Origin of the sequence: Burkholderia anthina (assembly GCF_902498995.1) — a bacterium.
In the GTDB taxonomy this organism is placed as follows: Bacteria; Pseudomonadota; Gammaproteobacteria; order Burkholderiales; family Burkholderiaceae; genus Burkholderia; species Burkholderia anthina.
Genome location: NZ_CABVLY010000003.1, coordinates 354,302 through 378,101, shown reverse-complemented (window position 1 = coordinate 378,101; position 23,800 = coordinate 354,302). Strand labels below are relative to the sequence as shown.

Sequence of the window (23,800 nt, the reverse complement as noted above, 5' to 3'; positions counted from 1 at the left end):
CGCGCCCGTCAGCGGGCGAGCGGTTCGAGCGCCGCGCGCAGCGCGTCGGGCAGCGGCACCGGGCGGCGCGTGCCGCGATCGACGTACACGTGCACGAAATGCCCCTGCGCGGCCGGCGACGGCTGCCCGGCCGCGAACAGCCCGATCTCGTAGCGCACGCTCGACGTGCCGAGCTTCGCGACGCGCAGCCCGGCGTCGACCGACTGCGGAAACACGAGCGGCGCGAAGTAGTTGCACTGCGTCTCGACCACCAGCCCGATCGTCTGTCCGTGCTCGACGTCGAGCACGCCCGCGCGGATCAGGTATTCGTTCACGACGGTGTCGAAGTAGCTGTAGTAGACGACGTTGTTCACGTGCCCGTAGACGTCGTTGTCCATCCAGCGGGTCGTGATCGGCAGGAAGTGGGGATAGGCGTCGCGCGGACGCGGCTGCGGCTTGTCGGACATGGCGATGGCGGTCAGGACGAGGATGGCGACGCGGGCCGGCGAACGGCAGGCTGCCGCGGCGCCGCGGATGGAATGGCGCAAGCCGGGCGGGCGGTCACTGCCCCGCTCGGTCGACGAATTCGAAATCGAGGCCGCGCGCGCGCATCCAGTCGGCGAGCGCATAGCCGGTGCCGGCGCGCCACGGGCGCAGCAGCGGCGGATCGACGAGCCGGTATTCGAGCAGCTCCGGCGACAGCGCGACGGTGCCCGATGCGCGCACGTGGTACGCGATGATCAGTTCGTTCTTGCGGATGAATTCATAGACGCCGACCAGCGTGACCTGCTCGGCCTTCAGCGCGGTTTCCTCGAGCAGCTCGCGCGCGATGCCGTCCTCGGGCGTTTCGCCGTTCTCGAGGAAGCCGGTGATCAGCGCGAACATCCCTTCCGGCCAGGCCGCGTTGCGCGCGAGCAGGATCTTGCCGTCGAGTTCGACGATCGCGGCCACCACCGGCAGCGGATTGTTCCAGTGCACGTAGCCGCACGCGTCGTCCGGGCAAGCCTGGCGGATGCGGCCGCCCTCGTGTTCGGGATCGGCGCGCTCGGTCAGCGAGCGCGCGCAGCGCGGGCAAAAGCGGTAGTCGGCAGTGGTCATCGAAGGAGATCTGGCGAGCGTCCGGCGGCCGTGTGCAGGCCGCGTGGCGCGCCCGCTCGGCGCTGGAAAGGCTTCATTCTAGCGAGTTTGCCGCGCCGCAGATGATCCGGCCCCGACGCCGTCAGGGTCGCGCGCGTCCGCTTGCGGCGGTCGCCGCGAAACCGGCCGCGCCGACCAGCAGCGCACCCGCCGCGACCCACAGCGCGGGCGAGAACGACCCGAAGCGCGCGGTGAGCGGCGCCGCGACGAGCGGGCCGAGAATCTGCCCGACCCCGTACGACGCGGTCGCATAACCCATCAGGCCGGCCGCGCGCTCGCCATGCAGCCGGCGCGCTTCGCGCATCGCGAACAGCGTGATCGCGGTGAACGGCAGCCCGAGCAGCGCGCTGCCGACCGAGAAGCCGGCCGCGTTCGGCCACACGATGCCCGCCGCGATGCCGAGCGCCTGCGTCGCGCAGCCGGCCGCGAGCAGCAGCCGGTTGTCCCAGTGGCCGGGCAGCCGCGCGGCGGCGATCGCGCCGACGATCAGCGCCGCGCCGAACATCGGCCAGAACAGGTCCGGCCACGGCGAGCCGGCCGGCAGCGCGGCGCGCGCGATCACCGGCAGGAACGTCGCGGTGATGATGTAGCCGAAGCCCGGCATCCCGTACAGCACGACGAGCCACGCGGCATCGGCCCGGTGGCGTCGCGCGTCGGCCGGCGCGGCTGCGGCGGCCGCATGCCGAGCGGGTGCGGCCGGCTGCCCGGCGGCGGCCGGCGCATCGCCGAAGATGCGCCAGATCGCGACGGACAGCACCGCCGACAACGCCGCGAAGCCCAGCCAGCCGGGCGCCGCGCGGTGTCCGGCCAGCGCGCTGCCGATCAGCCCGGTGAGCACGATCCCGACGCCCGGCCCCGCGTAGATCACCCCGCTCCACTCGGGCGCGTGCAGCTCCGCCAGCCGCCGCAGCCCCCATTGCGACACGAATACGAACGTCCACGCACTGACGACGCCCGCGACGAAGCGCACGACGAGCCAGACGGACAGCAGATGACCGACGCCCATCGCGGCGGTCAGCAGCACCGTGGCGGCAAGCCCGACGCGCACCATCCGCGCGGGCACGATCTTCAGCGCCGCGCAGCTGACCGCGCCGACGAAATAGCCGGCGTAGTTCGCCGACGCGAGCCAGCTGCCGGCCTTCAGGCCGATCGAGCCGTCGGCGAGCATCAGCGGCAGCAGCGGCGTGAACGCGAAGCGGCCGACGCCGAGCGCGACCGCCAGCCCGATCATGCAGGCAAGCGCGGCCGTGCGCGCGCGGCGGTCGGCAGCGTCGGACAGGTGCGCGCCGGAAGCGGCGCTCGGAGCATCGGAACGGGACATGGCGGCATGGGCCGCGCGCAGCGCGCGACGGCCGGAACGGGAAACGGAATGCGTGTATCGTAGCTTGACCAAACGTTCTTGAAAAATGAATAATCAAGAATCCAACTATCTCCCGGAGAGAATCATGGATCTGGCGGCGCTGGCGATTTTCCGGGCCGTCGTGCGCGAGAACGGCGTGACGCGCGCGGCGGCGAAGCTCAATCGCGTGCAGTCGAACGTGACGACACGCATCAAGCAGCTCGAAGAGGAGCTGGGCGCGGCGCTGTTCGTGCGCGACGGCCGCCGGCTCGTGCTCACGCCGGCCGGCCACACGCTGCTGCCGTATGCGGAACGGCTGCTCGCGCTGGCCGACGAGGCGCGCGACGCGGTGCGCGAGGACACGCCGCGCGGGCGGCTGCGGCTCGGCACGATGGAAAGCACCGCCGCGAGCCGCCTGCCGACCGTGCTCGCGCGCTATCACCATGCGTGGCCCGACGTGTCGCTGGAGCTCGTCACCGGCACGACCGGCTGGCTGATCGACAAGGTGCGCGATTTCGAGATCGATGCGGCGTTGTTCGCGCGGCCGCCCGCGCCGGACACGCTGCCCGACACGTTCGAGACCGTGCCGGTCTACCGTGAAGACCTGGTGCTGCTGACCCCGCGCGGCCATCCGCCGGTGCGCACGCCGCGCGACGTGATCCTGCCGACGCTGATCGCGTTCGAGCGCGGCTGCACGTACCGGAAATACGTCGAGCAATGGTATGCGCAATACGGGATGAAACCCGCACGGGTGCTCGAACTCGGCTCGTATCACGCGATCGTCGCGTGCGTCGCGGCCGGCGCGGGAATCGCGGTCGCGCCGCGCTCGGTGCTCGACCTGCAGCCCGAGACCGGCAACGTCGCCGCGCACACGATCGCCGAACTCGAAGGGATCGACACGCTGCTCGCGTGGCGGCACGGTTACGCGTCGGCGGCGCTCGCCGCGCTGCGCGATGCGCTTGGCGACGCCGCGCATGCCACGCACGCCGCGCGGCAGGCAGCCGATCCGGCCAGCGCGCCGGCGGTGGCGCCGGCCTGAGCCGGCGGTTCTGGCAAGCGGTGCGCGTTCACCGCGCCCGCCCCCAAAACGAAACGACCCGACCGGCCAACGCCGATCGGGTCGTTTTTCATCGAACGCGATGCGGTCAGCGAGACCGCATCGCATCGGCCGTGACGATCAAAGACGCGCTTCGACCCAGCCCTTGACGCCTGCGAGCGCGTCCGGCAGGTTCGCCGGTTCCGTGCCGCCTGCCTGCGCCATGTCCGGACGGCCGCCGCCCTTGCCGCCGACCTGCTGCGCGACGAAGTTCACGAGCTCGCCGGCCTTGACCTTCTTGCTCGCGTCGGGCGTGACGCCCGCGATCAGGCTGACCTTGCCGCCTTCGACGGCCGCGAGCACGATCGCCGCGCGCTTCAGCTTGTCCTTCAGCTTGTCGACCGTTTCGCGCAGCGTCTTCGCATCCGCGCCGTCGAGCGTCGCGGCCAGCACGTACACGCCGCCGACTTCGACGGCCTGCTGTGCGAGCTCGTCGCCCTGGCTCGATGCGAGCTTCGACTTCAGCGCGCCCAGCTCCTTCTCGAGCGACTTCACCTGGTCCTGCACCTGCGCGATACGCTGCGTGAGTTCCGACGGCTGCGCCTTCAGCGCGGCGGCCGCTTCGTTCACGCGGGCGTCGAGATCCTGCACGAAACGCACCGCGTTGTCGCCGGTGATCGCCTCGACGCGGCGGATGCCGGCCGCGACGCCGCCTTCGACGACGATCTTGAAGAAGCCGATGTCGCCGGTGCGGCTCACGTGCGTGCCGCCGCACAGCTCGCGCGAGAAGCCGAGATCGAGCACGCGCACTTCGTCGCCGTACTTCTCGCCGAACAGCGCCATCGCGCCGCCCTTCACCGCTTCGTCGTACGGCAGCACGCGCACGATGCCCGGCGCGTTCGCGAGGATTTCGTTGTTGACGATCTGCTCGACGCGACGGATTTCGTCGTCGGTCATCGGTGCGTTGTGCGCGAAGTCGAAGCGGGTTTTCTCCGCGTCGACGAGCGAGCCCTTCTGCTGCACGTGCGCGCCCAGCACCTCGCGCAGCGCCTTGTGCATCAGGTGGGTCGCCGAGTGGTTGCGCTGCGTGCGGGCACGGCGGTGCGCGTCGATTTCCGCGCGCAGCACGTCGCCGACCTTGAGCGTGCCCTGTTCGAGCGTGCCGTGATGGCCGATCACGTCGGCCTGCACCTTCAAGGTATCGGCCACCGCGAAGCGCGTCGCGGCGTTCGCGAGCACGCCCTGGTCGCCGACCTGGCCGCCCGATTCCGCATAGAACGGCGTGTGATCGAGCACGACGACCGCATCCTGGCCGGTCTTCACTTCGTTGACCGACGCGCCGTCGACATACAGCGCGACGACCTTCGCATCGTCGAACGCGATTTCCTCGTAACCGTGGAACGTGGTCTTCGCGCCCGTGTATTCGAGGCCCTGCGCGGCCTTGAACTTGCCGGCCGCGCGCGCCTGCTCGCGCTGACGCGCCATCGCGTCGTCGAACGCCGGCTCGTCGACCGTCATCCCGCGCTCGCGGCACACGTCGGCCGTCAGATCCAGCGGGAAGCCGTACGTGTCGTGCAGCTTGAACGCGAGTTCGCCGTCGAGCACCTTGCCGCCCTTCGCCTCGACGTCGGCCAGCGCGGCGTCGAGGATCGACATCCCGTGCTCGATCGTCTCGAAGAAGCGCTCTTCTTCCTGGCGCAGCACGTCGGTCACGCGCTGTTCGGCTTCCTTCAGTTCCGGGTACGCCGCGCCCATCTCCACGACGAGGTCGGCCACCAGCTTGTGGAAGAACGAACCCTTGCGGCCGAGCTTGTAGCCGTGGCGGATCGCACGGCGCACGATGCGGCGCAGCACGTAGCCGCGGCCTTCGTTGCCGGGAATCACGCCGTCGACGATCAGGAACGAGCACGCGCGGATATGATCGGCGATCACCTTCAGCGAGTTGTTCGTGAGGTCGCTGATCTCGGTCACGCGCGCGGCGGCCTTGATCAGGTTCTGGAACAGGTCGATCTCGTAGTTGCTGTGCACGTGCTGCAGCACCGCGGCCAGGCGCTCGAGGCCCATGCCGGTGTCGACCGACTGCTTCGGCAGGCGCGTCATGTTGCCCTGCGCGTCGCGGTTGAACTGCATGAACACGAGGTTCCAGATCTCGATGTAGCGATCGCCGTCTTCTTCGGCGGATCCCGGCGGGCCGCCCCACACTTCCGGGCCGTGGTCGTAGAAGATTTCGGTACACGGGCCGCACGGGCCGGTGTCGCCCATCGTCCAGAAGTTGTCCGACGCGTAGCGCGCGCCCTTGTTGTCGCCGATCCGGATGATCCGCTCGGTCGGCACGCCGACTTCCTTCGCCCAGATGTCGTACGCTTCGTCGTCTTCCTGGTAGACGGTGACCCACAGCTTTTCCTTCGGCAGCTGGTAGACCGTGGTCAGCAGCTCCCACGCGAAGCGGATCGCGTCGTGCTTGAAGTAGTCGCCGAACGAGAAGTTGCCGAGCATCTCGAAGAACGTGTGGTGGCGCGCCGTATAGCCGACGTTCTCGAGGTCGTTGTGCTTGCCGCCCGCGCGCACGCTGCGCTGCGCCGTGGTGGCGCGCGAGTACGGACGCGGGTCCGTGCCGAGGAACACGTCCTTGAACTGGACCATGCCCGAGTTCGTGAACATCAGCGTGGGGTCGTTACCGGGCACGAGGCTCGACGAGCGGACGATCGTGTGGCCCTTCGATTCGAAGAATTTGAGGAATTTCTCGCGGATTTCGGCAGCTTTCATGGCGTGCGGGGAATGTCTGGCTGAGCGGCTTCAAACGCCGGCCGTCCTCGCGGACGCACGGCGGGCAAATATCGTAAACGCTCGATTATACGATAGAGACTGCCGCCCCAAACGGCAGCGGCCCGCCCGGCCGGACGAGCGGCCTGGGCCACCGGTGCGGCCGATTCGCCTTAAGATGTCCGGCATGCCAATCCGCCTTGTCCTGCAAGGCGAGCCATGAAAGGAGACGATTCGACGATGGGTGCCCTGAGCCATATCCGCGTGCTGGACCTCACCCGCGTGCTCGCGGGCCCGTGGTGCGCGCAGACGCTTGCCGATTTCGGCGCGGACGTGATCAAGGTCGAGCGCCCCGGCGCCGGCGACGACACGCGCCACTGGGGGCCGCCGTACCTGAAGGACGCAGCCGGCGCCGATACGGCCGAGGCCGCGTACTACCTCGCGGCGAACCGCAACAAGCGCTCGGTGACGGTCGACATCGCGACGCCCGAGGGCCAGCAGATCGTGCGCGAGCTCGCCGCGCAGAGCGACGTCGTGCTCGAGAACTACAAGGTCGGGCAGTTGAAGAAGTACGGGCTCGATTACGACTCGCTGCGCGCGGTGAAGCCCGATCTCGTCTACTGCTCGGTCACGGGTTTCGGCCAGACCGGCCCGTACGCGCACCGCGCGGGCTACGACTTCATCGTGCAGGGGATCGGCGGCTTCATGAGCATCACCGGCGAGCGCGACAGCGAGCCGGGCGGCGGCCCGCAGAAGGCCGGCGTCGCGATTGCCGATCTCGCCACGGGCCTCTATTCGACGATCGCCGTGCTCGCGGCGCTCGCGCACCGCGACCGCACGGGAGAAGGCCAGTACATCGACATGGCGCTGCTCGACGTGCAGGTCGCGTTGCTCGCGAACATGAACACCAACTTCCTCGCGAGCGGCAAGGCGCCGGTGCGCTGGGGCAACGCGCATCCGAACATCGTGCCGTACCAGACGTTCCAGACGAGCGACGGGTGGATCATCGTCGCGGTCGGCAACGACGGGCAGTTCCGCAAGTTCGTCGAAGCCGGCGGGCGCCCCGAGCTGGCGGACGACGAGCGGTTCGCGACGAACCCGGCGCGCGTGCGTCACCGCGACACGCTGGTGCCGATGCTCGCGGAGATGGTGAAGACGCTCGGCAAGGCGCACTGGATCGCCGCGCTCGAAGCGGCCGGCGTGCCGTGCGGGCCGATCAACGCGCTCGACGAGGTGTTCGACAACGAACAGGTGATCGCGCGCGGGATGCAGGTATCGTTGCCGCACCCGTGCGGCGCGGACGTGAAGCTCGTGCGCAATCCGATCCGGATGAGCGCGACGCCGCCCGATGCGCGCACCGCCCCGCCGCTGCTCGGCGCGCAGACGGAAGACGTGCTGCGCGACATGCTCGGCTACGACGATGCGCGGATCGCCGCGCTGAAAGCGAAGCAGGCAATCTGATCGCACCGGCACGGCAGCCGCGCGGCGCCCCTTCGGGCACGCGCGGCGATGTACAGGGATGCCGCCGGGCAACGAACGGACCGGTTGGCTGTGACCGGTCGACGCACACTCGCGCCGGCCCGCTGACGCCGCCTGGTGCCGCCTGGTGCCGCCTGGTGCCGCCTGGTGCCGCCTGGTGCTGCTTGGGCCGGCTAACACCCGCCAACGCCACTCCCGCAAGCTAACGCGCAAGCGCGTCGAGCCAGCCGCGCGCGGCCGGCCAGTCGCCGAGCCCGCTATCCGCGTTGATGTGGCCGCGCGGGCCGAGATCGCGGAAGGTGCTGCCCCAGGCGTGCGCGCAGCCGCGCGCGAACGCGATCGAACCGTACGGATCGTCGCTGCTCGCAACGACGCAGGTCGGAAACGGCAGTCGTTCGTGCGGCACCGGCCCGAAGCCGTGCGCGTCGGCCGGAAACGCCGGCCCCGCCGGATCGGGCAACGCGACGAGCAGCGCGCCGCGCACCTTCGCGAGCGCGGCCGGCCGCGCGTAGCGGGTTGCCCACCACGCGGTGGTCAGCGTGCCGAGGCTGTGCGCGGCGATCGTCACCGGGCCCGGTGCGGCTTGGACCGCGCGGTCGAGCGCGAGACACCAGCCGTTGCGCGACGCACGGTCCCAGTCGGGCATCGCGACGCGCACGCAACGCGCGTCGGCGCGCTCCCAGCGGCTTTGCCAGTGGAGCGGACCGGAGTTGCCGTAGCCCGGCAGCACGAAAACGAGAGAATCGCTCATGGAAGATTCGTCGACGAAGGATGTCGTGATATGACGTCGACGCAGTGTCGCACACCCGCCTCTCCCTGAGGCTGCCTGTCGAATCGCGGAATGAGTGTGCGAGAAATGAGCGGGTCGTGACGCGTCGCAGACGCCGTCACGACCAACCGGCGCTCATGCGCGCCGGCTTCGGTCAGCGCACGCCGGCGCCGACCAGGCCACCTGCCGCCGCGCCGGCGACCGTGCCGACCGGGCCGCCCGTGATCAGGTAGCCGAGCGCGCCGCCCGCGGCCGCGCCGATACCGGCATTGCGCTGCGTATGCGTCATCGCGCATGCGCCGAGTTGCGACAGGACCGCGGCAATGACTGCGGCACGAACGAGAAAAGTGGTCTTCTTCATCATGATTGTTGGCTTCCTCCCGCCAGGAAAAAATTACGGATGGCGGCATTGAATCGGTAAAGCCATCATAGGAAAACCCCAACGGCGCCGGCAATCCGATTTACCTCGTGTTACAGCCGACACACTATCGAGATATTGCGCGACACATCCCGAACCGTCCCCTGTCATGCCGCAACCCGCGCGGGACGGACCCCGGTCAGGTAGAATTGCAGGATTAAACCGGCGCGACGCGCCGACACAACCTGACGCCATCCGCATGAGCACCGAACGCAACGACGCCCCCGCGGCTTCCAATTTCATCCGCAACATCATCGACGACGACAACCGCACCGGCAAATGGAGCGGACGCGTCGAGACGCGCTTTCCGCCCGAGCCGAACGGCTATCTGCACATCGGCCACGCGAAGAGCATCTGCCTGAACTTCAGCGTCGCACGCGACTACGGCGGCGTGTGCCACCTGCGCTTCGACGACACGAACCCGGAAAAGGAAAGCGTCGAATACGTCGACTCGATCGTCGACGCGGTGCGCTGGCTCGGCTTCGACTGGCGCAAGGACGCGGTCGATCACCAGTATTTCGCGAGCGACTACTACGACAAGCTGTACGCGTTCGCCGAGTTGCTGATCCAGCGCGGCCGTGCGTACGTCGACAGCCAGAGCGCCGACGAAATGCGCGCGAACCGCGGCTCGCTGACCGATGGCGGCAAGCCGTCGCCGTTCCGCGAGCGCTCGCCCGAGGAAAACCTCGACCTGTTCCGCCGGATGAAGGCCGGCGAATTCAAGGAAGGCGAGCACGTGCTGCGCGCGAAGATCGACATGGCTTCGCCGAACATGAACATGCGCGACCCGGTGATCTACCGGATCCGCTACGCGCACCACTACCGCACCGGCGACGCATGGTGCGTGTATCCGATGTACGACTACACGCACTGCATCTCGGATGCGCTCGAAGGCATCACGCATTCGCTGTGCACGCTCGAGTTCGAGGATCACCGCCCGCTGTACGACTGGGTGCTGAACGAACTCGCGGAAGCCGGCATGTTCACGCGTCCGCTGCCGCAACAGATCGAATTCTCGCGACTGAACCTCACGTACGCGATCACCAGCAAGCGCAAGCTGCTGCAGCTCGTGACCGAAGGCCACGTCGAAGGCTGGGACGACCCGCGCATGCCGACGATCGTCGGGATCCGCCGCCGCGGCTTCACGCCGGAGAGCATCCATCTGTTCTGCGAGCGCATCGGCGTGACGAAGGTCGATTCGTGGATCGACATGAGCGTGTTCGAAGGCGCGCTGCGCGACGACCTCGACGACAAGGCGCCGCGCTCGGTCGCCGTGCTCGAACCGCTGAAGCTCGTGATCGACAACTATCCGGAAGACCTCGAGGAAGCGTGCACGGCGCCCGTGCACCCGCACCACCCGGAGCGCGGCGTGCGCACGTTCCCGATCTCGCGCGAGCTGTGGATCGAGCGCGAGGACTTCGTCGAGAACCCGCCGAAGGGCTATTTCCGCCTGTTCCCGGGCAACAAGGTGCGTCTGCGCTACGGCTACGTGATCGAATGCACGGGCTTCGACAAGGACGCCGACGGCAACGTGACGGCCGTGCACTGCAACTACTTCCCGGACAGCAAGTCGGGCACCGAAGGCGCGAACAACTACAAGGTCAAGGGCAACATCCACTGGGTCAGCGCGAAGCATGCGCAGGCGGCCGAAGTGCGCATCTACGACCGGCTGTTCAAGGAACCGCATCCGGACGCGGGCGGCGCGAACTTCCTCGATGCGCTGAACCCGAACTCGAAGAAGATCACGCAGGCCTACGTCGAACCGGGCGCCGGCGACGTCGCACCGGAAACGCGCCTGCAGTTCGAGCGTCACGGCTATTTCGTCGCCGACCGCGTCGATTCGAAGCCGGGCAAGCCGGTGTTCAACCGGATCGTCGGGCTGCGCGACAGCTGGGGCAAGCCGGCCTGACGGCCTGCCCCGCGCGCGCCGCGAGCCGTCAGGCTCCCGGCGCGCAACGATAAAAAAACCGGCCTGCGGGCCGGTTTTTCATTGCGTGCCGACGATCGCGGCGGCAGCGGGCACCCCGCGCTCACGCGCCGGTCAACTGCCGATGCAATTCCGCGAGCGACAACGTCGTACGAAACAGCCGCGCGAGGCTGCGGCTCGCATACGCGTCGACGTCGCCCGGCACGGTCCAGCGATACGCGTCCATCTCCGGAATCAGCGAGCCGTCGCGGCGGCTCGGAAACAGCGACGTGCACGTGCAGTGCGCAGGGTCGATCTCGTCATCCGCGACCTGCACCGCGAACAGGTGCAGATCCTTGTCGTGACGATAGGCGAAGCGGCCGAGATCGCGCAGCCGCGCGGGCGCGAATTCGATGCCGGTTTCCTCGCGCAGCTCCCGCAGCGCGGCGTCGACCGGCGTCTCGCCGGGCTCGCCCTGCCCCTTCGGAATGTCCCAGTGCGTCGTGTCCGTCGCATGCGCGAGGAACACGCGTCCGGCCGCATCGAGAATCACGACGCCGCACGATACCGTACGCGGCGTGCGCGGCGCACCGCTACGCTTCATGGCACGCGCGCTCAGCGCTTCTGCAACTGCCACTTGCCCGCGCCGGTCTTGCAGAAGACCGGCTTGAGCGTCATCGTCTGGCCCTTCGCGGTGATTTCGGTGGCGATCTCGCGGCAGGTCTTGCCGTCGCTCTCGGACGTCGACGGCGTGAGCCTGGCATCGATCTGCGTGCCGCGACCGCTGCTCTGCCACGTCGTGGTCTCGCCGTCCTTGCCCTCGTCGCGCACCTGCGCGACAGCCTGGGTCAGCGACGCACGGTCGGTCTTGCTGAAGTAGGTCAGCGGCGTGTCGTTCAGGAAGCCCAGGTTGCTTTGCGCATGGGCGGGCAGCATCGCGGCTGCAAACGCGGCGCCGGCCAGCACGCGCGTAACGACGGAAACGGATGCACGCATCGACATGTGTTGTTCTCCTTGGATGTTCGATCGAACGGCGCGGCACGCGGCCGGCGAACCGGGAGCCGGCCCTCCGGCACGCGCCACGCCTGTCAGCGAGCGAGCATAGCATGCGTGCCGCAAAGGCCGTGTTCTAGTGCGCCGCCGACGTCGCCGCCGGCTGATATCCGTCAGTCAGCGTGTTCAGGAACGCGATCACGTCCTTGATCTCGGCCGCGTTCAGCGCCGGTGCGTCGCCGCGCTTGCGGTCGAACGGCGGCTCGCGGTTGATGTTCGGCCAGTAGCGCTTCGGCAGGTCGTCGTAGATCTGCACCTTGCCGTGCACCACCGGATAGAACTTCTCCGGATGGATGTCGCGCTCGACGTAGAAGCGCATCACGTCCTCGAGCGAGTGGTACACGCCGTTGTGGAAGAACGTCTTGCGCAACGCGACGTTGCGCAGCGACGGCGTGCGGAACAGCCCGCAGAATTCGTCGCGGCCCTTCAGGTCGGTGCGCTCGGGGCCGCATGCGCCGAGATCGTGGAAGCGCGGATCGCGATTGACCGGCAGCGCGCGGTTGCGCGGCACCGCGATCGCGATCAGGCCGAAATCGCTGAACTGCGGCGGCGTGCCGTCGAGCGCGCGCTGGCTGATGTGGCAGCTCGCGCAATTGCCCTTCTTCTCGTCGTTGAAAAGCTGCAGCCCGTGCAATTCGGCCGGCGTGAGCGGCGCACGGCCCGCGAGGTACGCGTCGTACTTGCTCGTATAGGGCGAGAACAGCTCGGGCGTCTGCTCGAACGTCTCGAGCGCGCGCAGCACGGCCTTGAACGTGCCCGCGTCGTCGTCGAGCACCTTCACGCCGAACACCGCGCGAAACTCGTCCGCATACGGCGCGGCCTTCACGGCCTGCGCGACCTTCGCGGGCGTGCTGTTCATCTCGAACGGCGACGTGAGCGGAATGCGCGCCTGCTCGGCGCCCGTGTCGACACGGCCGTCCCACGTGAGGCCGCCGGTCGGGCCGGCGTCGACGCTCTCGTCGCCTTCGTCGTCGGAGTCGTGGAAGTGCTCGGTGAATTGCGGCACGCCCTGCAGGTACTTGAGCGACGGCACCGCGCGAAAGCCCGGACGCTTCATGTCGTCGCCGCCCAGCTGCACCGCCAGCGCATTCGGCGGCCCGAACGCGTGCTCGGGGCTGTGGCACGACGCGCACGCAAGCTTGCCGGAACCTGACAGTGTAGGGTCAAAGAAAAGTTGCTTGCCGAGCGCCGTCATCCGGCGCACGCCTTCGTAAACTTGCGCGCGGGTCTGCGGCTGGTTCGCGGCGACCACCGGGCCGCTCGCGGCAATCGTTGCGGACGCAACCGGTTGTACGGCACCCGATGCACTGGATGCGCTCGCAACCTGTGCGGACGGCGTGCCGGCACCCGGCTGCGCGTCACAGCCGGCAAGCGTTGCAAGCGCGGTAGCCAGCGCGAATGCGCTGGTCAGATGCAGCCGCGAGCGCGCAAATGCGCCGGCTGCCGGTTGGCGAGGCTTCATCGATTCGGAGGAAAGTGGGTTCATGAGCGGCCGGAGTTTATGTCAGCCGCATGACCGCTCCATGACGCCCCACCGACAGCCAATCGAAAGGACGCCTACACTTGCCTGTCAAATCGCACCCTCAAAATACTGACAGCCGGACACGCGACGGTCATCTTCGAGAACCGGCCGCAAACCGATGCTCCGGTCCCCCACGCGACAAGAGAGATGAGAGTACAACGCATGAAAAACCACGCCTGGATTCGCTTTACGCCGATCGCCGTTGCCGCGGCGGCCGCCCTCACCGCCTGCGGCGGCGACGACGTGCAGCCGCAAGGTCTGTCGACGGTGAAGAACGTCGTCGTGATCTATGCGGAAAACCGCAGCTTCGACAACCTGTACGGTAACTTCCCGGGCGCGAACGGCCTGCAGAACGTGACGGCGGCCAGCGCGCAGCAGAAGGACCGCAACGGCCAGCCGCTCGCGACGCTGCCGAAAGTCTGGGGCGGCCTGACCGCGAAGGGCGTGACGCCCGCCGTGACCGAAGCGATGACGGCCAACCTGCCGAACGCGCCGTTCGCGATCGACGACCCGAACGGGTTCAACACGTCGATGAGCGTGACGACGCGCGACCTGTATCACCGCTTCTACGAGAACCAGATGCAGATCAACGGCGGCAAGAACGACATGTTCGCCGCATGGGCCGACTCCGGCGGCCTCGTGATGGGCCACTACACGCCCGACGCGACGAAGCTGCCGCTGTGGAAGATCGCGCAGCAATACACGCTCGCCGACAACTTCTTCATGGGCGCGTTCGGCGGCTCGTTCCTGAACCACCAGTACCTGATCTGCGCGTGCGCGCCGTTCTACGCGAACGCCGACAAGAGCCCGGCATCCGGCTCGATCTCGGCCGTCGCGGCAGACGGCAAGTCGCTGCAGATCGCGAGCAATTCACCGGCGTCCGCGCTCGACGGCATTCCGAAGTTCGTGAACTCGGGCAACCTGACGCCCGACTTCTACGCGATCAACACGATGCAGCCGCCGTATCAGCCGAGCGGCAACAAGGCCGCATCGGGCGGCGACCCGAACCTCGCCGACCCGTCGGCCGCGACGACGCTGCCGGCGCAGACGCAGCAGAACATCGGCGACCTGATGACCAATGCCGGCGTGTCGTGGGCATGGTACGGCGGCGCATGGAACCAGGCGCTGCAGGCGGCGCAAAGCGGCACGGCGGACGTGATCTACGGCCCGAACATGACGGCGCCGAACTTCCAGCCGCACCACCAGCCGTTCAACTACTACGCGAACCAGGCGCCGGGCAGCACGAGCCGCGCGCAACACTTGCTCGACGGCGGCACCGACGGCAGCGAGTTCATCAAGGCGATCGACGCGGGCACGCTGCCGCAAGTGTCGTTCTACAAGCCGCAGGGCAACCTGAACGAACACGCGGGCTACACGGACGTGTCGAGCGGCGACCAGCACATCGCGAACGTGATCGCGCACCTGCAGGCAAGCCCGCAGTGGAAGAACATGGTCGTGGTCGTCACGTACGACGAAAACGGCGGCTTCTGGGATCACGTGTCGCCGCCGAAGGGCGATCGCTGGGGCCCGGGCACGCGGATCCCGGCGCTGATCGTGTCGCCGTACGCGAAGAAGGGTTTCGTCGACCACACGCAATACGACACGGCGTCGATCCTGCGCTTCATCACGCGCCGCTTCTCGCTGCCGCGCCTCACGGGCCTGCAGCAGCGCGACGACGCGCTGAAGGCGAACGGCGCGCAGCCGATGGGCGACCTGACGAACGCGCTCACGCTGTCGCCGAACCTGTAACGGTACGACCAGGAACGGCCGGCGCGATGCCGGCCGCGCATGACGAAGGGCGGCTTCGGCCGCCCTTTGTTCGTTCTGCCGGCGCGCCTCGCTCCGGCAGGTCCGGCGTCATGCCCGCTCCTCGCTCATGCCTGCGCGAAGTCGGCGTCATCGAGCGCGATGGCCAGAATCATCGCGCGGGAATTCGGCGGCACCGGCCGTCCGGTCGGGCGGAACACGTCATCCCCGCACGCAATCCGCGCGCCCGTCAGCGCGCAGACACCCGCATGCCGTGCGCGCCCGGGCTTCCAGTGCTGCTCGCCGAAGTGCGCACGCCCCGGTTCGACCCAGCGCACGACCAGCAACTGCGCCGAGCGCTCGAGCACCTGCACCTGCGGCCGCCCCGCCGACGCTTGCGGACTGCCGAGCGCCGCGGCCAGGATCATCGCATTCGGATCGGCCGGTGCATGCCCGCGCGGGCTGAAGACGGCGTCGCCGCACACGATCTTCTCGCCGGACAGCGCGCAACGGCCCGAGCGGCATGCCCGCCCGGGCGTCCAGCGCTGTTCCGCGCCGCCCGACGCCAGCCAGCGCACGATCAGCACCTCGTCCGAATAAGCGAGCACCTGCACGCGCGCATTCATTCGACACCCTGCATCGTGCACGCATTCGACGCCGCACGCGCCGCGGCACGCACGCTACCACCCATACTTCAGCTCGACGCCCGCATAGTCGGCGTTGTGCCCGCCCGCCTGCCGGATCGTGTTGCCAACCTGGAAATGCACGGCCTCGATCGATCCGATCAGGTTCGCGGCGATCGTCCAGTCCGCGCGCAACTGCACGTACATGCCCGTCCACCGGCTGCCCTTGCCCGCCGTGCCCGGCACCGGTATGCTCGGCTGCTGATAGACGGCGTCCCCGGTCGTCTCGCGCCACTGGAAGCCCAGCGCGCCGAGCAGCGACAGGTTCGCCGACGGTTTCAGCGTCACGGACGGCTTCACGTGAATCAGGTTCGCGTAGCTCGTATAGCCGGCGAGCGTGAAGTAATAGCCGTTCGGGAACAGCGGGTTGAACGTGCCGACGCGGCCGTCGCCCGGGTGCCGGTCGCCCGACGCCGCGTCGACCTGCAGCGCGATGCGCGGCGACCACGGCGCATCGAGCTTGTAGCCCGCGATCGAACCGACGGCCCACGCGCCGATCGTGCTGTTGCCGACGGTGCCGGACTGCAGCATCGTTTCGACATCCCAGTCGAAGCGCCCTTGCGTGCCGCTGTAGCGCAGGTCCCACACGTCGCGACGTTCGGGGCCGCTCGCATCGAGGTAACGCGAATTGGTACGGTTGTAGCGCGACCAGTAGCCGGACAGGTCGCCGGGCCCGACCGACTGCCGCTCGAAGCGCACGCCGCTGAACGTGAGATCGCGATTCGACACGTCGTCGAAATCGGACGCGTTGCGGTTCTGCACCGGCTGCGTCGCGTAGCCGATGAAGCGCCACTTCCCGTATTCGTAGGCGGCCCAGACCGCATCGAACGCCTGCCGCACGTTCGGACCGTCGCGCGTGGCAATGAAGCGCTGCAAGTCGAACGCCATCTCCTGCCGGCCGACGCGGAGCTTGAACACGCCGCCGCCGAGCGCGCCCGTGTAGGTCGCGAACGCCTGCTCGAGATCGAGCGGGTTCTGGTCGACCGGCGACACCACGTTCTTGCCGTACGCACGCGCATCCTGCAACTGCGCGAAGAACTGCCAGTGCTGGCCGAGATGCGCATCGGCATGCACTTCGACGCGCTGGATCAGGTACGTATCCGATTGCGCGGAGCCGATCCCGAACAGCTGCGCGTTGTTGGTCTCCAGCCGCTCGCGCAGGTTCACGCCGAGCGACAGATAGGATGCCGGATCGTTGCCGAGCGGAATGTATTTCAGCCCGTCGAGCGGCTGGCGCGGCACGCACGGATTCGCGAGCACCGACCAGTCTTCCTGCCAGCGGTTGAACAGCACGGCCGGCCGCTTGGCGGTGCAGGCCGAAGCCTTGCCGTCGGCCACGGGTGTTGATGTCGATGTCGACGTGGACGTTGCTTGTGCGAACGCCGCATCGGCGCCCGCGAACAGCAGCCCCGCGACGATCGACAGGCGCGCGGCCCGATCGGTGCGGCGGTTGCGGTATCTCCCCTGTGTCACCGGGATCATGCATGCTCCTGCTTGACGGTGCCGGCCGCTTGCGCCGCGCACGCCGCGAGCATCGCGAGCGCGCCGACGGGCACGAGCAGCGCCCAAAATCCGACCTGACGAAACCCGAGCGCACCACCTGCCGCGCCGAGCGCGAACGCGACGATCGCCGGCAGCATCTTGCCGAAGCGCGCCCGCGCCGCCGCACGCGCGCTGTCGGCCGTGCTGCCCGACAGCATGTCGACGACGTCGAGGATCGCCTGCGTCACGTTGCCGGTCATCACGGTGTTCGGCACGCCGGCACGCGGGATCACGCGCGGGTGCGCGTTCTGCACGCCCATCGCGAACGTGCCGACGATGCCGGCCACGAGCGCCGGCAGACTGTCGGGCTGCGTGACGGGCGACGCCCACACGCCGGCCGCGCAGAAGCCGAGCAGCAGCACGGCCTGCACCGCGTGCAGCGCGCGCGTGCCCTGCCACGCCGGCCGCGCGGCCATCGAGCGCGCGATCAGGCTGCTCGCGATCACGCCGCACACGAACGCCGGAAACACGCTCAGCTTCAGCACGACGCCCTGGCCGAACCCCGCGATGCCCGCGCCGATCAACACGAAGTTGCCCGTCACGTGCGCGGTGAACAGCCCGAACAGCGCGACGAAGCTCAGCGTGTCGACGAAGCCGGCCACCGCGGCAAGGATCGTGTCCTCATGCTTCATCGTGCCGCGCTCGCGTGGATCTCGGCGACGTAGCCGCCCGGAAACTGCACGAGCGCCGCTTCGCGGCCGTCCGATGCGAACGGCGGCACGAGCACGGTCACGCCCGCGGCTTCGGCCTGCTTCAGCGTCGCGGCAAGATCGGTCACTTCGTAGCCCGTCATCTCGCGGCCGAACGGGTAAGGCAGATGGCCGTCGGTCACGAGCACCGTCAGCTTGCCGAAGCCCGACTCGACGCGGATGCGGCGATACGTATCGTCGGGCCGGCCGATTTCGACGCCGGGCGCCTTGCGCACGTCCGACACGACCTTGCCGTGCGAGAACGCGACGAAGTCGCGCACCAGCACGTCCGCGCGTTCCGGCGACACGTACACGCGGTTCTCCGGCACCGTCTGCAGCGCGTCGTAGTTCGGCGCCTGCGTATGCCAGTAGAGCTGCATGTTCACGCCGCCCGGCCAGCGGATGATCGCGTCGCGGCCGATCGGATCGGGGAACGTATCGACGACCACGTCCGCGCCGTGCGCACGCGCCGACTTCATCGCGACGTCGAGATCGGTGACGAGGTAGCCGGTGCGCTCCGAGCAGAACGGATACGGAATCGGCGTCTTGAAGCCGAACACCGACACCGTGCCGACCGGCGTGAGCACGAGCTGCGACATCGTCTGGCTCGGCGTCGGCGTGACCTGGAACACGCCCTGCTTCGACTTCTTGCCGCCGAAGGTCGCGACGAAGCTGTCGGTGAAGCGGTCGAAATCTTCCGGCGCGACGCACACGTGCGTCGTGTCGTACTGCGGGCCGACCGCGATCGCGGGCGTCGCGACGGCCTTCCCGACCGGCGTCTTCGCGAAGGCTACCGGCGCGACGGCGAGGCCGCCCGCGATCATCGCGGCAAGCAGCACTGAACGAATGGATTTCATCACGGGATTCCCTGGTTGTTGCATCGTCATCGAATGGAGCGGCCGTCGTCGGCCGCGTACTGCGCATCGTCGAGCACGGTCGCCAGCACGAGTGCCGCGATCAGCCCGAGATGCTCGAAAAAGCTGTTGAGCGCCATGAAATGTTCGGCGCCCGAGCGATTCCAGAAATCGTTTGCCACGACCATCGCGACGAGCGTCAGCATGCCGAGGCTGCCGGCGCCGAGCCACGTGAAGCGGCGAAACACTATGCAAAGCGAACCGCCGATCTCGACCGCGATCGCGAGCACCGCCCACAGCGCGGCCGGATGCAGGCCGAAGTGCGCCTGCTCCGCGACCGCACCGTCGAAATCGAGCGCCTTCGCAATGCCGCCGATCAGAAAGGCGGACACCAGCGCGAGACGCGCGAGCGGCAAGGCCCATGGCTGCGACAGCAGCGCACGGACCCATGCCGGGTTGCCGTAGACGGTGCGCGTCGTCATGTCAGACCGCCCAGCACGAACAGCCGAACGCACCCCAGAAGCCCTTCGCGTCCGAGGTCGGCAACGCGCGGCCCCACGCGCCCGCGTGTGCATGGCCGTGCACGTTGCACGCGCTCGCGCAGCCGCACATCGCGGCGGCGGCGGCCCGTTGCAGCGGTGCGCCGTCGCGTTGCGTCGCGCCCCAGCCGCCGTAACCGCCGTATGCGCGCACCGGCGACCAGTCCGGCATCGCGGGCGGAATCGGCGCGTCGTGCGACGAAAACGGCCCGGCGCCCCACACGATCCGGCCGCCCACGATCGTCAGCAATGCAGTCGTGTCGACGATATCGTCCTCCGCACATGTGAAGAAATCGCGATCCGGGACGACCAGGTCGGCGAGCTGCCCGACCGCGATACGCCCTTTCTTGCCTTCCTCGTTCGAGAACCACGTCACGTACTCGGTCCACATGCGCAACGCGGTTTCGCGATCGAGCAGGTTGCGCTGCGGATATATGCGCATCCCGCCGACCGTCTTGCCCGTCACGAGCCATGCGAGCGACACCCACGGGTTGTACGACGCGACGCGGGTCGCGTCGGTGCCGGCCGAAACCTTGAGCCCCTTGCCGAGCATCTTCGCGACAGGCGGCGTCGCTTCCGCCGCCTGCGCGCCGTAGCGCTCGACGAAGTACTCGCCCTGGTACGCCATCCGATGCTGCACCGCAACGCCGCCGCCGAGCGCCGCGATCCGGTCCATCGACTTCTCCGAGATCGTTTCCGCATGATCGAAGAACCAGTTCAGCCCGTCGAGCGGAATATCGCGGTTCACCTTCTCGAACACGTCCAGCGCGCGGCTGATCGTTTCGTCGTAGGTGGCATGCATGCGCCACGGCCAGCGGTTCTGCGCGAGCACGCGCACGACGCCTTCGAGATCGTCTTCCATCTGCGCGGGCAGATCCGGACGCGCGACGCGGAAGTCCTCGAAATCGGCCGCGGAAAACACCAGCATCTCGCCCGCGCCGTTGTTGCGGAAATAGTCGGTGCCGTCGTGATACTTGACGCTCTTCGTCCAGTTCACGAAGTCTTCCTTCTCCGCGTTCGGCTTCTGCGTGAACAGGTTGTACGCGATGCGCACCGTCATCTCGCCCGCATCGTGCAGCTTGCGGATGACTTCGTAATCGTCGGGATAATTCTGCGAGCCGCCGCCCGCGTCGATCACGCCGGTCACGCCGAGCCGGTTCAGCTCGCGCATGAAGTGACGCGTCGAGTTGTACTGATAGTCGAACGGCAGCTTCGGCCCCTTCGCGAGCGTCGCATAGAGGATCGACGCGTTCGGGTTCGCGAGCAGCAGGCCCGTCGGGTTGCCCGCTTCGTCGCGCAGGATCGTGCCGCCCGGCGGCTCCGGCGTGTCCTTCGTATAGCCGACGACGCGCAGCGCGGCCGCGTTCAGCAGCGCACGGTCATACAGGTGCAGGATGAACACCGGCGTATCGGGCGCGACCGCATTGAGTTCGTCGATCGTCGGCAGGCGCTTCTCCACGAACTGATGCTCGGTGAAGCCGCCGACCACGCGCACCCATTGCGGCGCCGGCGTGATCGCGACCTGCTGCTTGAGCATCTCCATCGCGACGGCGAGCGAGCGCACGCCGTCCCAGCGCAGCTCGAGGTTGTAGTTCAGCCCGCCGCGAATCACGTGCGTGTGGTTGTCGATCAGGCCCGGCAGCACCGGGCGCCCGCCGAGATCGACCACCTTCGTCGCACGGCCGGCGAGCGGCATGATGTCCGTGTTGCTGCCGACCGCGACGAAGCGGCCGTCCTTGATCGCGACGGCAGTCGCGACGGGGTTCGCACGGTCGAGCGTCGTGATGCGCCCGTTGTGCAGGATGAGATCCGGTTGAGTATCGGTTGCGCTCATGGTATGTCCTCGATGTAGTCAGAAGCCGAGCCAGTGACGGACGGGGCCGATGGCCTGTACGCCGATCAACATGCCGGCGAGGCCGATCAGCGCGATCAGCGGCGGCGCAGGAGAGCGCACCTTGATCACGCTGTACACGACGCCGATCAGCACGCCGGCGGCCAGCGACAATAGATAAGATTCCATAACGATTTTTCCTCCCGGCCGGATTAGAATGATCCGCATCGCAACGGCCGCTCGATTCGCTGCCGCCGCATTCACTTCGCATTCCTGTCACGCTGTCCGACCATGCAAACCCTTCCTGACCTCGAAGCCTGGGCCATCTTTGCGCGCGTCGCGGAGACGGGCTCGTTCGCGAAAACCGCGGAACTGCTCGGCATATCGCAACCGACCGTGTCGAAGGCGATCGCGCGCCTCGAAAAGCGCCTCGGCGCGATGCTGCTGTACCGCACGTCGCGCAAGATCTCGCTCACGCCGACCGGCGAACTGCTGCGCGACCGCGCGATCCGCCTGCTCGCCGATGCCGAGCTGATCGAGAGCGAAGCAACCGCGCAAGCACTCGAACCGCACGGCCTCGTGCGCGTGAACGCGCCGATGTCGTTCGGGCTGCGCCATCTGTCGCCGCTGCTGCCCGCGTTTCTCGAACGCTATCCACGCGTCGACATCGACCTCGTGCTGACCGATCACATCGTCGACATCGTGTCCGGCGGCTTCGACGTCGCGATCCGCATCGCCGAGCTCAGCGATTCGTCGCTGCGCTCGCGCAGGCTGTGCGCGGTGCGCCGTCCGCTCGTCGCATCGCCCGCGTACCTCGACCGGCACGGCCGGCCCACACATCCGCGCGACATCGAGCAGCACGTGTGCCTCACCTACACGAACCTGCCGACGCCCGAACACTGGCGCTTTCGCCACCCGGCCTCGGGCGAGGACTTCGGCGTGAACGTGCAAGGACGCATCCGCACCAACAACGCCGACGTGATCGGCCCCGCGCTGGTCGCCGGTCACGGCCTCGCGCTGCAGCCCGAGTTCCTGGTGTGGGACGAGCTGCAGCGCGGCGAGCTCGAGGAAGTGATGTGCGACTGGAAGATCGCCGACATCAACGTCAACCTCGTCACACCGCCCGGCATGCTGCGCGCCGCGCGCGTGACGGTGCTGCTCGATTTCCTCGCCGAACATTTCGCGCATGCGCCGTGGGCCCTGCCCGCGACCTGAGCGGGCGGCGGCCGGTGGATTCCGCAGGCCGCCGCGGGCATCGATCGGATCGGTCGTTACTTCGCCGGAACGGCCGCGATCGACTCGTGCGGCGTCGCGGTACGCTGCGCGGCCTTGTGGACCATCGTGTACGCGTAGTCGACACCCATCCCGTACGCGCCCGAATGTTCCTTCGCGATCGCCATCACCGCGTCGTACGTATCGCGGCGCGCCCAGTCGCGCTGCCATTCGAGCAGGACCTGCTGCCACGTAACGGGTACCGCGCCGGCCTGGACCATGCGCTGCATCGCGAAATCGTGCGCGTCCTTCGACGTGCCGCCCGACGCGTCGGCGACCATGTAAATCTCGTAATCGCCTTCAAGCATCGCGCACAGTGCGAACGTCGTATTGCAGACCTCGGTCCACAGCCCCGACACAACCACCTTCTTGCGGCCGTTCGCGGCCAGCGCGTCGCGCACCTTCTGGTCGTCCCACGAGTTCATCGACGTGCGTTCGAGCGTCTTCTGGTTCGGGAACACGTCGAGCAGTTCCGGATAGCTATAACCCGAGAAACTCTCGGACTCGACCGTCGTGATCGTGGTCGGGATGTTGAACGCCTTCGCGGCTTTCGCGAGACCGACGACGTTGTTCTTCAGCGTCTGGCGATCGATCGACTGCACGCCGAATGCCATCTGCGGCTGCTGGTCGATGAAGATCAGCTGGCTGTTCTGCGGAGTAAGTACTTCAAGCTTCGGATTGCTCATGGCGCATCGAGTCCTGTGAACGAAAAAAAGGGGGCCTGCCTCGACCGTGAAAACGGGAGGAGCCGGAGGTACGTCGCGCCGGATCGTCATCCGGCTCGAAATATTTAATCCGTAAATGCGCGGCGCGAACACCCAAGAAATGGAATCGATGCAATTCCTAAAACGACGTCCGTTCGGGGCTGTCCGCTCTTTTTTTCTTCACGCAAACCCGATAGTCTTTCAAGACTCTGACGGCGCCGTTGCGGTGCCGCCCGGCCATCACGAGGCGCTCGACCATGAAACCGTATGTCTTTTCGCTGCTCGCCGGCATCCTCGCCGGCGTCATCTACGGCGCGATCGGCGTGAATTCGCCCGCGCCGCCGATCATCGCGCTCACCGGCCTGCTCGGCATGCTGGCCGGCGAACAGATCCTGCCCGTGGCGCGGCGCATGCTCAAGGGGCACCGGCTGAATACCGCATGGCGCGAGGCGAAGTGCAGCCAGCATATGTTCGGCCCGCTGCCGGGCGGCAGCACGAACGAGCGCAAACCGTCGTGATGCGGCGCGTCGCGATCCGCC

23 protein-coding genes are annotated in these 23,800 nt (G+C 68.0%); 6 read left to right on the top strand and 17 right to left on the bottom strand.

The window, feature by feature from the left end; genetic code table 11:
• Positions 1-8: 8 nt before the first annotated feature.
• From BME24068_RS06890 to BME24068_RS06880, 3 genes are all read right to left on the bottom strand, one after another.
• A complete protein-coding gene (locus BME24068_RS06890) occupies positions 9-446 on the bottom strand; it encodes an acyl-CoA thioesterase (RefSeq protein ID WP_096506927.1) in 438 nt (145 codons plus the stop codon).
• A gap of 94 nt (positions 447-540) precedes the next feature.
• Positions 541-1,077, bottom strand: a complete 537-nt coding sequence (locus BME24068_RS06885; protein ID WP_174925555.1) for an NUDIX domain-containing protein — start codon at positions 1,075-1,077, stop codon at positions 541-543.
• Positions 1,078-1,198: 121 nt separating this feature from the next.
• Complete coding sequence (locus tag BME24068_RS06880; RefSeq protein ID WP_174925554.1) at positions 1,199-2,437, bottom strand: YbfB/YjiJ family MFS transporter; 1,239 nt, start codon at positions 2,435-2,437, stop codon at positions 1,199-1,201.
• Between the two features lie 124 nt (positions 2,438-2,561).
• Between BME24068_RS06880 and BME24068_RS06875 the strand changes: the two genes are divergently transcribed.
• Positions 2,562-3,494 carry a LysR family transcriptional regulator gene (locus BME24068_RS06875; protein WP_096506894.1) on the top strand — a complete coding sequence of 311 codons (933 nt, stop codon included), beginning with the start codon at positions 2,562-2,564 and terminating at the stop codon, positions 3,492-3,494.
• A 138-nt stretch (positions 3,495-3,632) separates the two neighbouring features.
• Here BME24068_RS06875 and alaS read toward each other — a convergent pair whose 3' ends face one another.
• A complete protein-coding gene (gene alaS / locus BME24068_RS06870) occupies positions 3,633-6,257 on the bottom strand; it encodes an alanine--tRNA ligase (RefSeq protein ID WP_096506895.1) in 2,625 nt (874 codons plus the stop codon).
• Between the two features lie 237 nt (positions 6,258-6,494).
• On the opposite strand from alaS, the gene BME24068_RS06865 reads away from it, so the two are divergent.
• Positions 6,495-7,715 (top strand): CaiB/BaiF CoA transferase family protein, encoded by a 1,221-nt coding sequence (locus BME24068_RS06865; RefSeq protein ID WP_174925553.1) that lies wholly within the window; start codon positions 6,495-6,497, stop codon positions 7,713-7,715.
• 220 nt (positions 7,716-7,935) lie between these two features.
• Here BME24068_RS06865 and BME24068_RS06860 read toward each other — a convergent pair whose 3' ends face one another.
• Together BME24068_RS06860 and BME24068_RS06855 are read right to left on the bottom strand one after the other, a co-directional pair.
• Entirely contained in the window at positions 7,936-8,484 is a 549-nt protein-coding gene (locus BME24068_RS06860) for an RBBP9/YdeN family alpha/beta hydrolase (protein WP_174925552.1), read from the bottom strand.
• Positions 8,485-8,656: 172 nt separating this feature from the next.
• Positions 8,657-8,866: an ornithine acetyltransferase gene (locus BME24068_RS06855; protein WP_174925551.1), complete on the bottom strand. Its 210-nt coding sequence runs from the start codon at positions 8,864-8,866 to the stop codon at positions 8,657-8,659.
• A 253-nt stretch (positions 8,867-9,119) separates the two neighbouring features.
• Here BME24068_RS06855 and BME24068_RS06850 point away from each other — a divergent pair, with 253 nt between their 5' ends.
• Positions 9,120-10,829, top strand: coding sequence for a glutamine--tRNA ligase/YqeY domain fusion protein (locus BME24068_RS06850; RefSeq protein ID WP_174925550.1), 1,710 nt, complete (start codon positions 9,120-9,122; stop codon positions 10,827-10,829).
• Positions 10,830-10,950: 121 nt separating this feature from the next.
• Here BME24068_RS06850 and BME24068_RS06845 read toward each other — a convergent pair whose 3' ends face one another.
• The 3 genes from BME24068_RS06845 to BME24068_RS06835 form a co-directional block, all read right to left on the bottom strand.
• Complete coding sequence (locus BME24068_RS06845; protein ID WP_096506899.1) at positions 10,951-11,430, bottom strand: NUDIX hydrolase; 480 nt, start codon at positions 11,428-11,430, stop codon at positions 10,951-10,953.
• 11 nt (positions 11,431-11,441) lie between these two features.
• Positions 11,442-11,828, bottom strand: a complete 387-nt coding sequence (locus BME24068_RS06840) for a hypothetical protein (protein ID WP_174925549.1) — start codon at positions 11,826-11,828, stop codon at positions 11,442-11,444.
• A 127-nt stretch (positions 11,829-11,955) separates the two neighbouring features.
• Positions 11,956-13,341, bottom strand: coding sequence for a cytochrome-c peroxidase (locus tag BME24068_RS06835; RefSeq protein WP_174925548.1), 1,386 nt, complete (start codon positions 13,339-13,341; stop codon positions 11,956-11,958).
• A 207-nt stretch (positions 13,342-13,548) separates the two neighbouring features.
• Here BME24068_RS06835 and BME24068_RS06830 point away from each other — a divergent pair, with 207 nt between their 5' ends.
• A complete protein-coding gene (locus BME24068_RS06830) occupies positions 13,549-15,150 on the top strand; it encodes an acid phosphatase (RefSeq protein ID WP_338138562.1) in 1,602 nt (533 codons plus the stop codon).
• Between the two features lie 125 nt (positions 15,151-15,275).
• Here the strand turns inward: BME24068_RS06830 and BME24068_RS35480 are convergent, their stop codons facing one another.
• Genes BME24068_RS35480 through BME24068_RS06795 form a run of 7 tightly spaced genes read right to left on the bottom strand, consistent with a single transcriptional unit; the run spans position 15,276 to position 21,474 of the window.
• A complete protein-coding gene (locus tag BME24068_RS35480) occupies positions 15,276-15,773 on the bottom strand; it encodes a DUF3331 domain-containing protein (protein ID WP_096506903.1) in 498 nt (165 codons plus the stop codon).
• A gap of 54 nt (positions 15,774-15,827) precedes the next feature.
• On the bottom strand, positions 15,828-17,312 hold the full coding sequence (locus BME24068_RS06820; protein WP_174925546.1) for an alginate export family protein: 1,485 nt from the start codon (positions 17,310-17,312) through the stop codon (positions 15,828-15,830).
• Entirely contained in the window at positions 17,309-18,004 is a 696-nt protein-coding gene (locus tag BME24068_RS06815; protein WP_174925545.1) for a YoaK family protein, read from the bottom strand. Before BME24068_RS06815 ends, BME24068_RS06820 begins: the two co-directional genes overlap by 4 nt.
• Positions 18,001-18,918 carry a VOC family protein gene (locus BME24068_RS06810; protein ID WP_096506906.1) on the bottom strand — a complete coding sequence of 306 codons (918 nt, stop codon included), beginning with the start codon at positions 18,916-18,918 and terminating at the stop codon, positions 18,001-18,003. The genes BME24068_RS06815 and BME24068_RS06810 overlap by 4 nt, the downstream gene beginning before the upstream one ends.
• A 26-nt stretch (positions 18,919-18,944) precedes the next feature.
• Positions 18,945-19,397: a DoxX family protein gene (locus BME24068_RS06805; RefSeq protein ID WP_096506907.1), complete on the bottom strand. Its 453-nt coding sequence runs from the start codon at positions 19,395-19,397 to the stop codon at positions 18,945-18,947.
• 1 nt (position 19,398) lies between these two features.
• Complete coding sequence (locus tag BME24068_RS06800) at positions 19,399-21,288, bottom strand: amidohydrolase (protein WP_174925544.1); 1,890 nt, start codon at positions 21,286-21,288, stop codon at positions 19,399-19,401.
• A gap of 18 nt (positions 21,289-21,306) precedes the next feature.
• Positions 21,307-21,474: a DUF1427 family protein gene (locus tag BME24068_RS06795; RefSeq protein WP_174925543.1), complete on the bottom strand. Its 168-nt coding sequence runs from the start codon at positions 21,472-21,474 to the stop codon at positions 21,307-21,309.
• A gap of 102 nt (positions 21,475-21,576) precedes the next feature.
• On the opposite strand from BME24068_RS06795, the gene BME24068_RS06790 reads away from it, so the two are divergent.
• Positions 21,577-22,500 (top strand): LysR family transcriptional regulator, encoded by a 924-nt coding sequence (locus tag BME24068_RS06790; protein ID WP_174925542.1) that lies wholly within the window; start codon positions 21,577-21,579, stop codon positions 22,498-22,500.
• 56 nt (positions 22,501-22,556) lie between these two features.
• Here the strand turns inward: BME24068_RS06790 and BME24068_RS06785 are convergent, their stop codons facing one another.
• The gene (locus tag BME24068_RS06785; RefSeq protein ID WP_096506911.1) at positions 22,557-23,243 is read right to left on the bottom strand and encodes a hydrolase; all 687 of its coding nucleotides are present in this window, start codon (positions 23,241-23,243) and stop codon (positions 22,557-22,559) included.
• Positions 23,244-23,518: 275 nt separating this feature from the next.
• Between BME24068_RS06785 and BME24068_RS06780 the strand changes: the two genes are divergently transcribed.
• On the top strand, positions 23,519-23,779 hold the full coding sequence (locus BME24068_RS06780; protein WP_096506912.1) for a XapX domain-containing protein: 261 nt from the start codon (positions 23,519-23,521) through the stop codon (positions 23,777-23,779).
• The last annotated feature ends 21 nt before the right edge of the window (positions 23,780-23,800 follow it).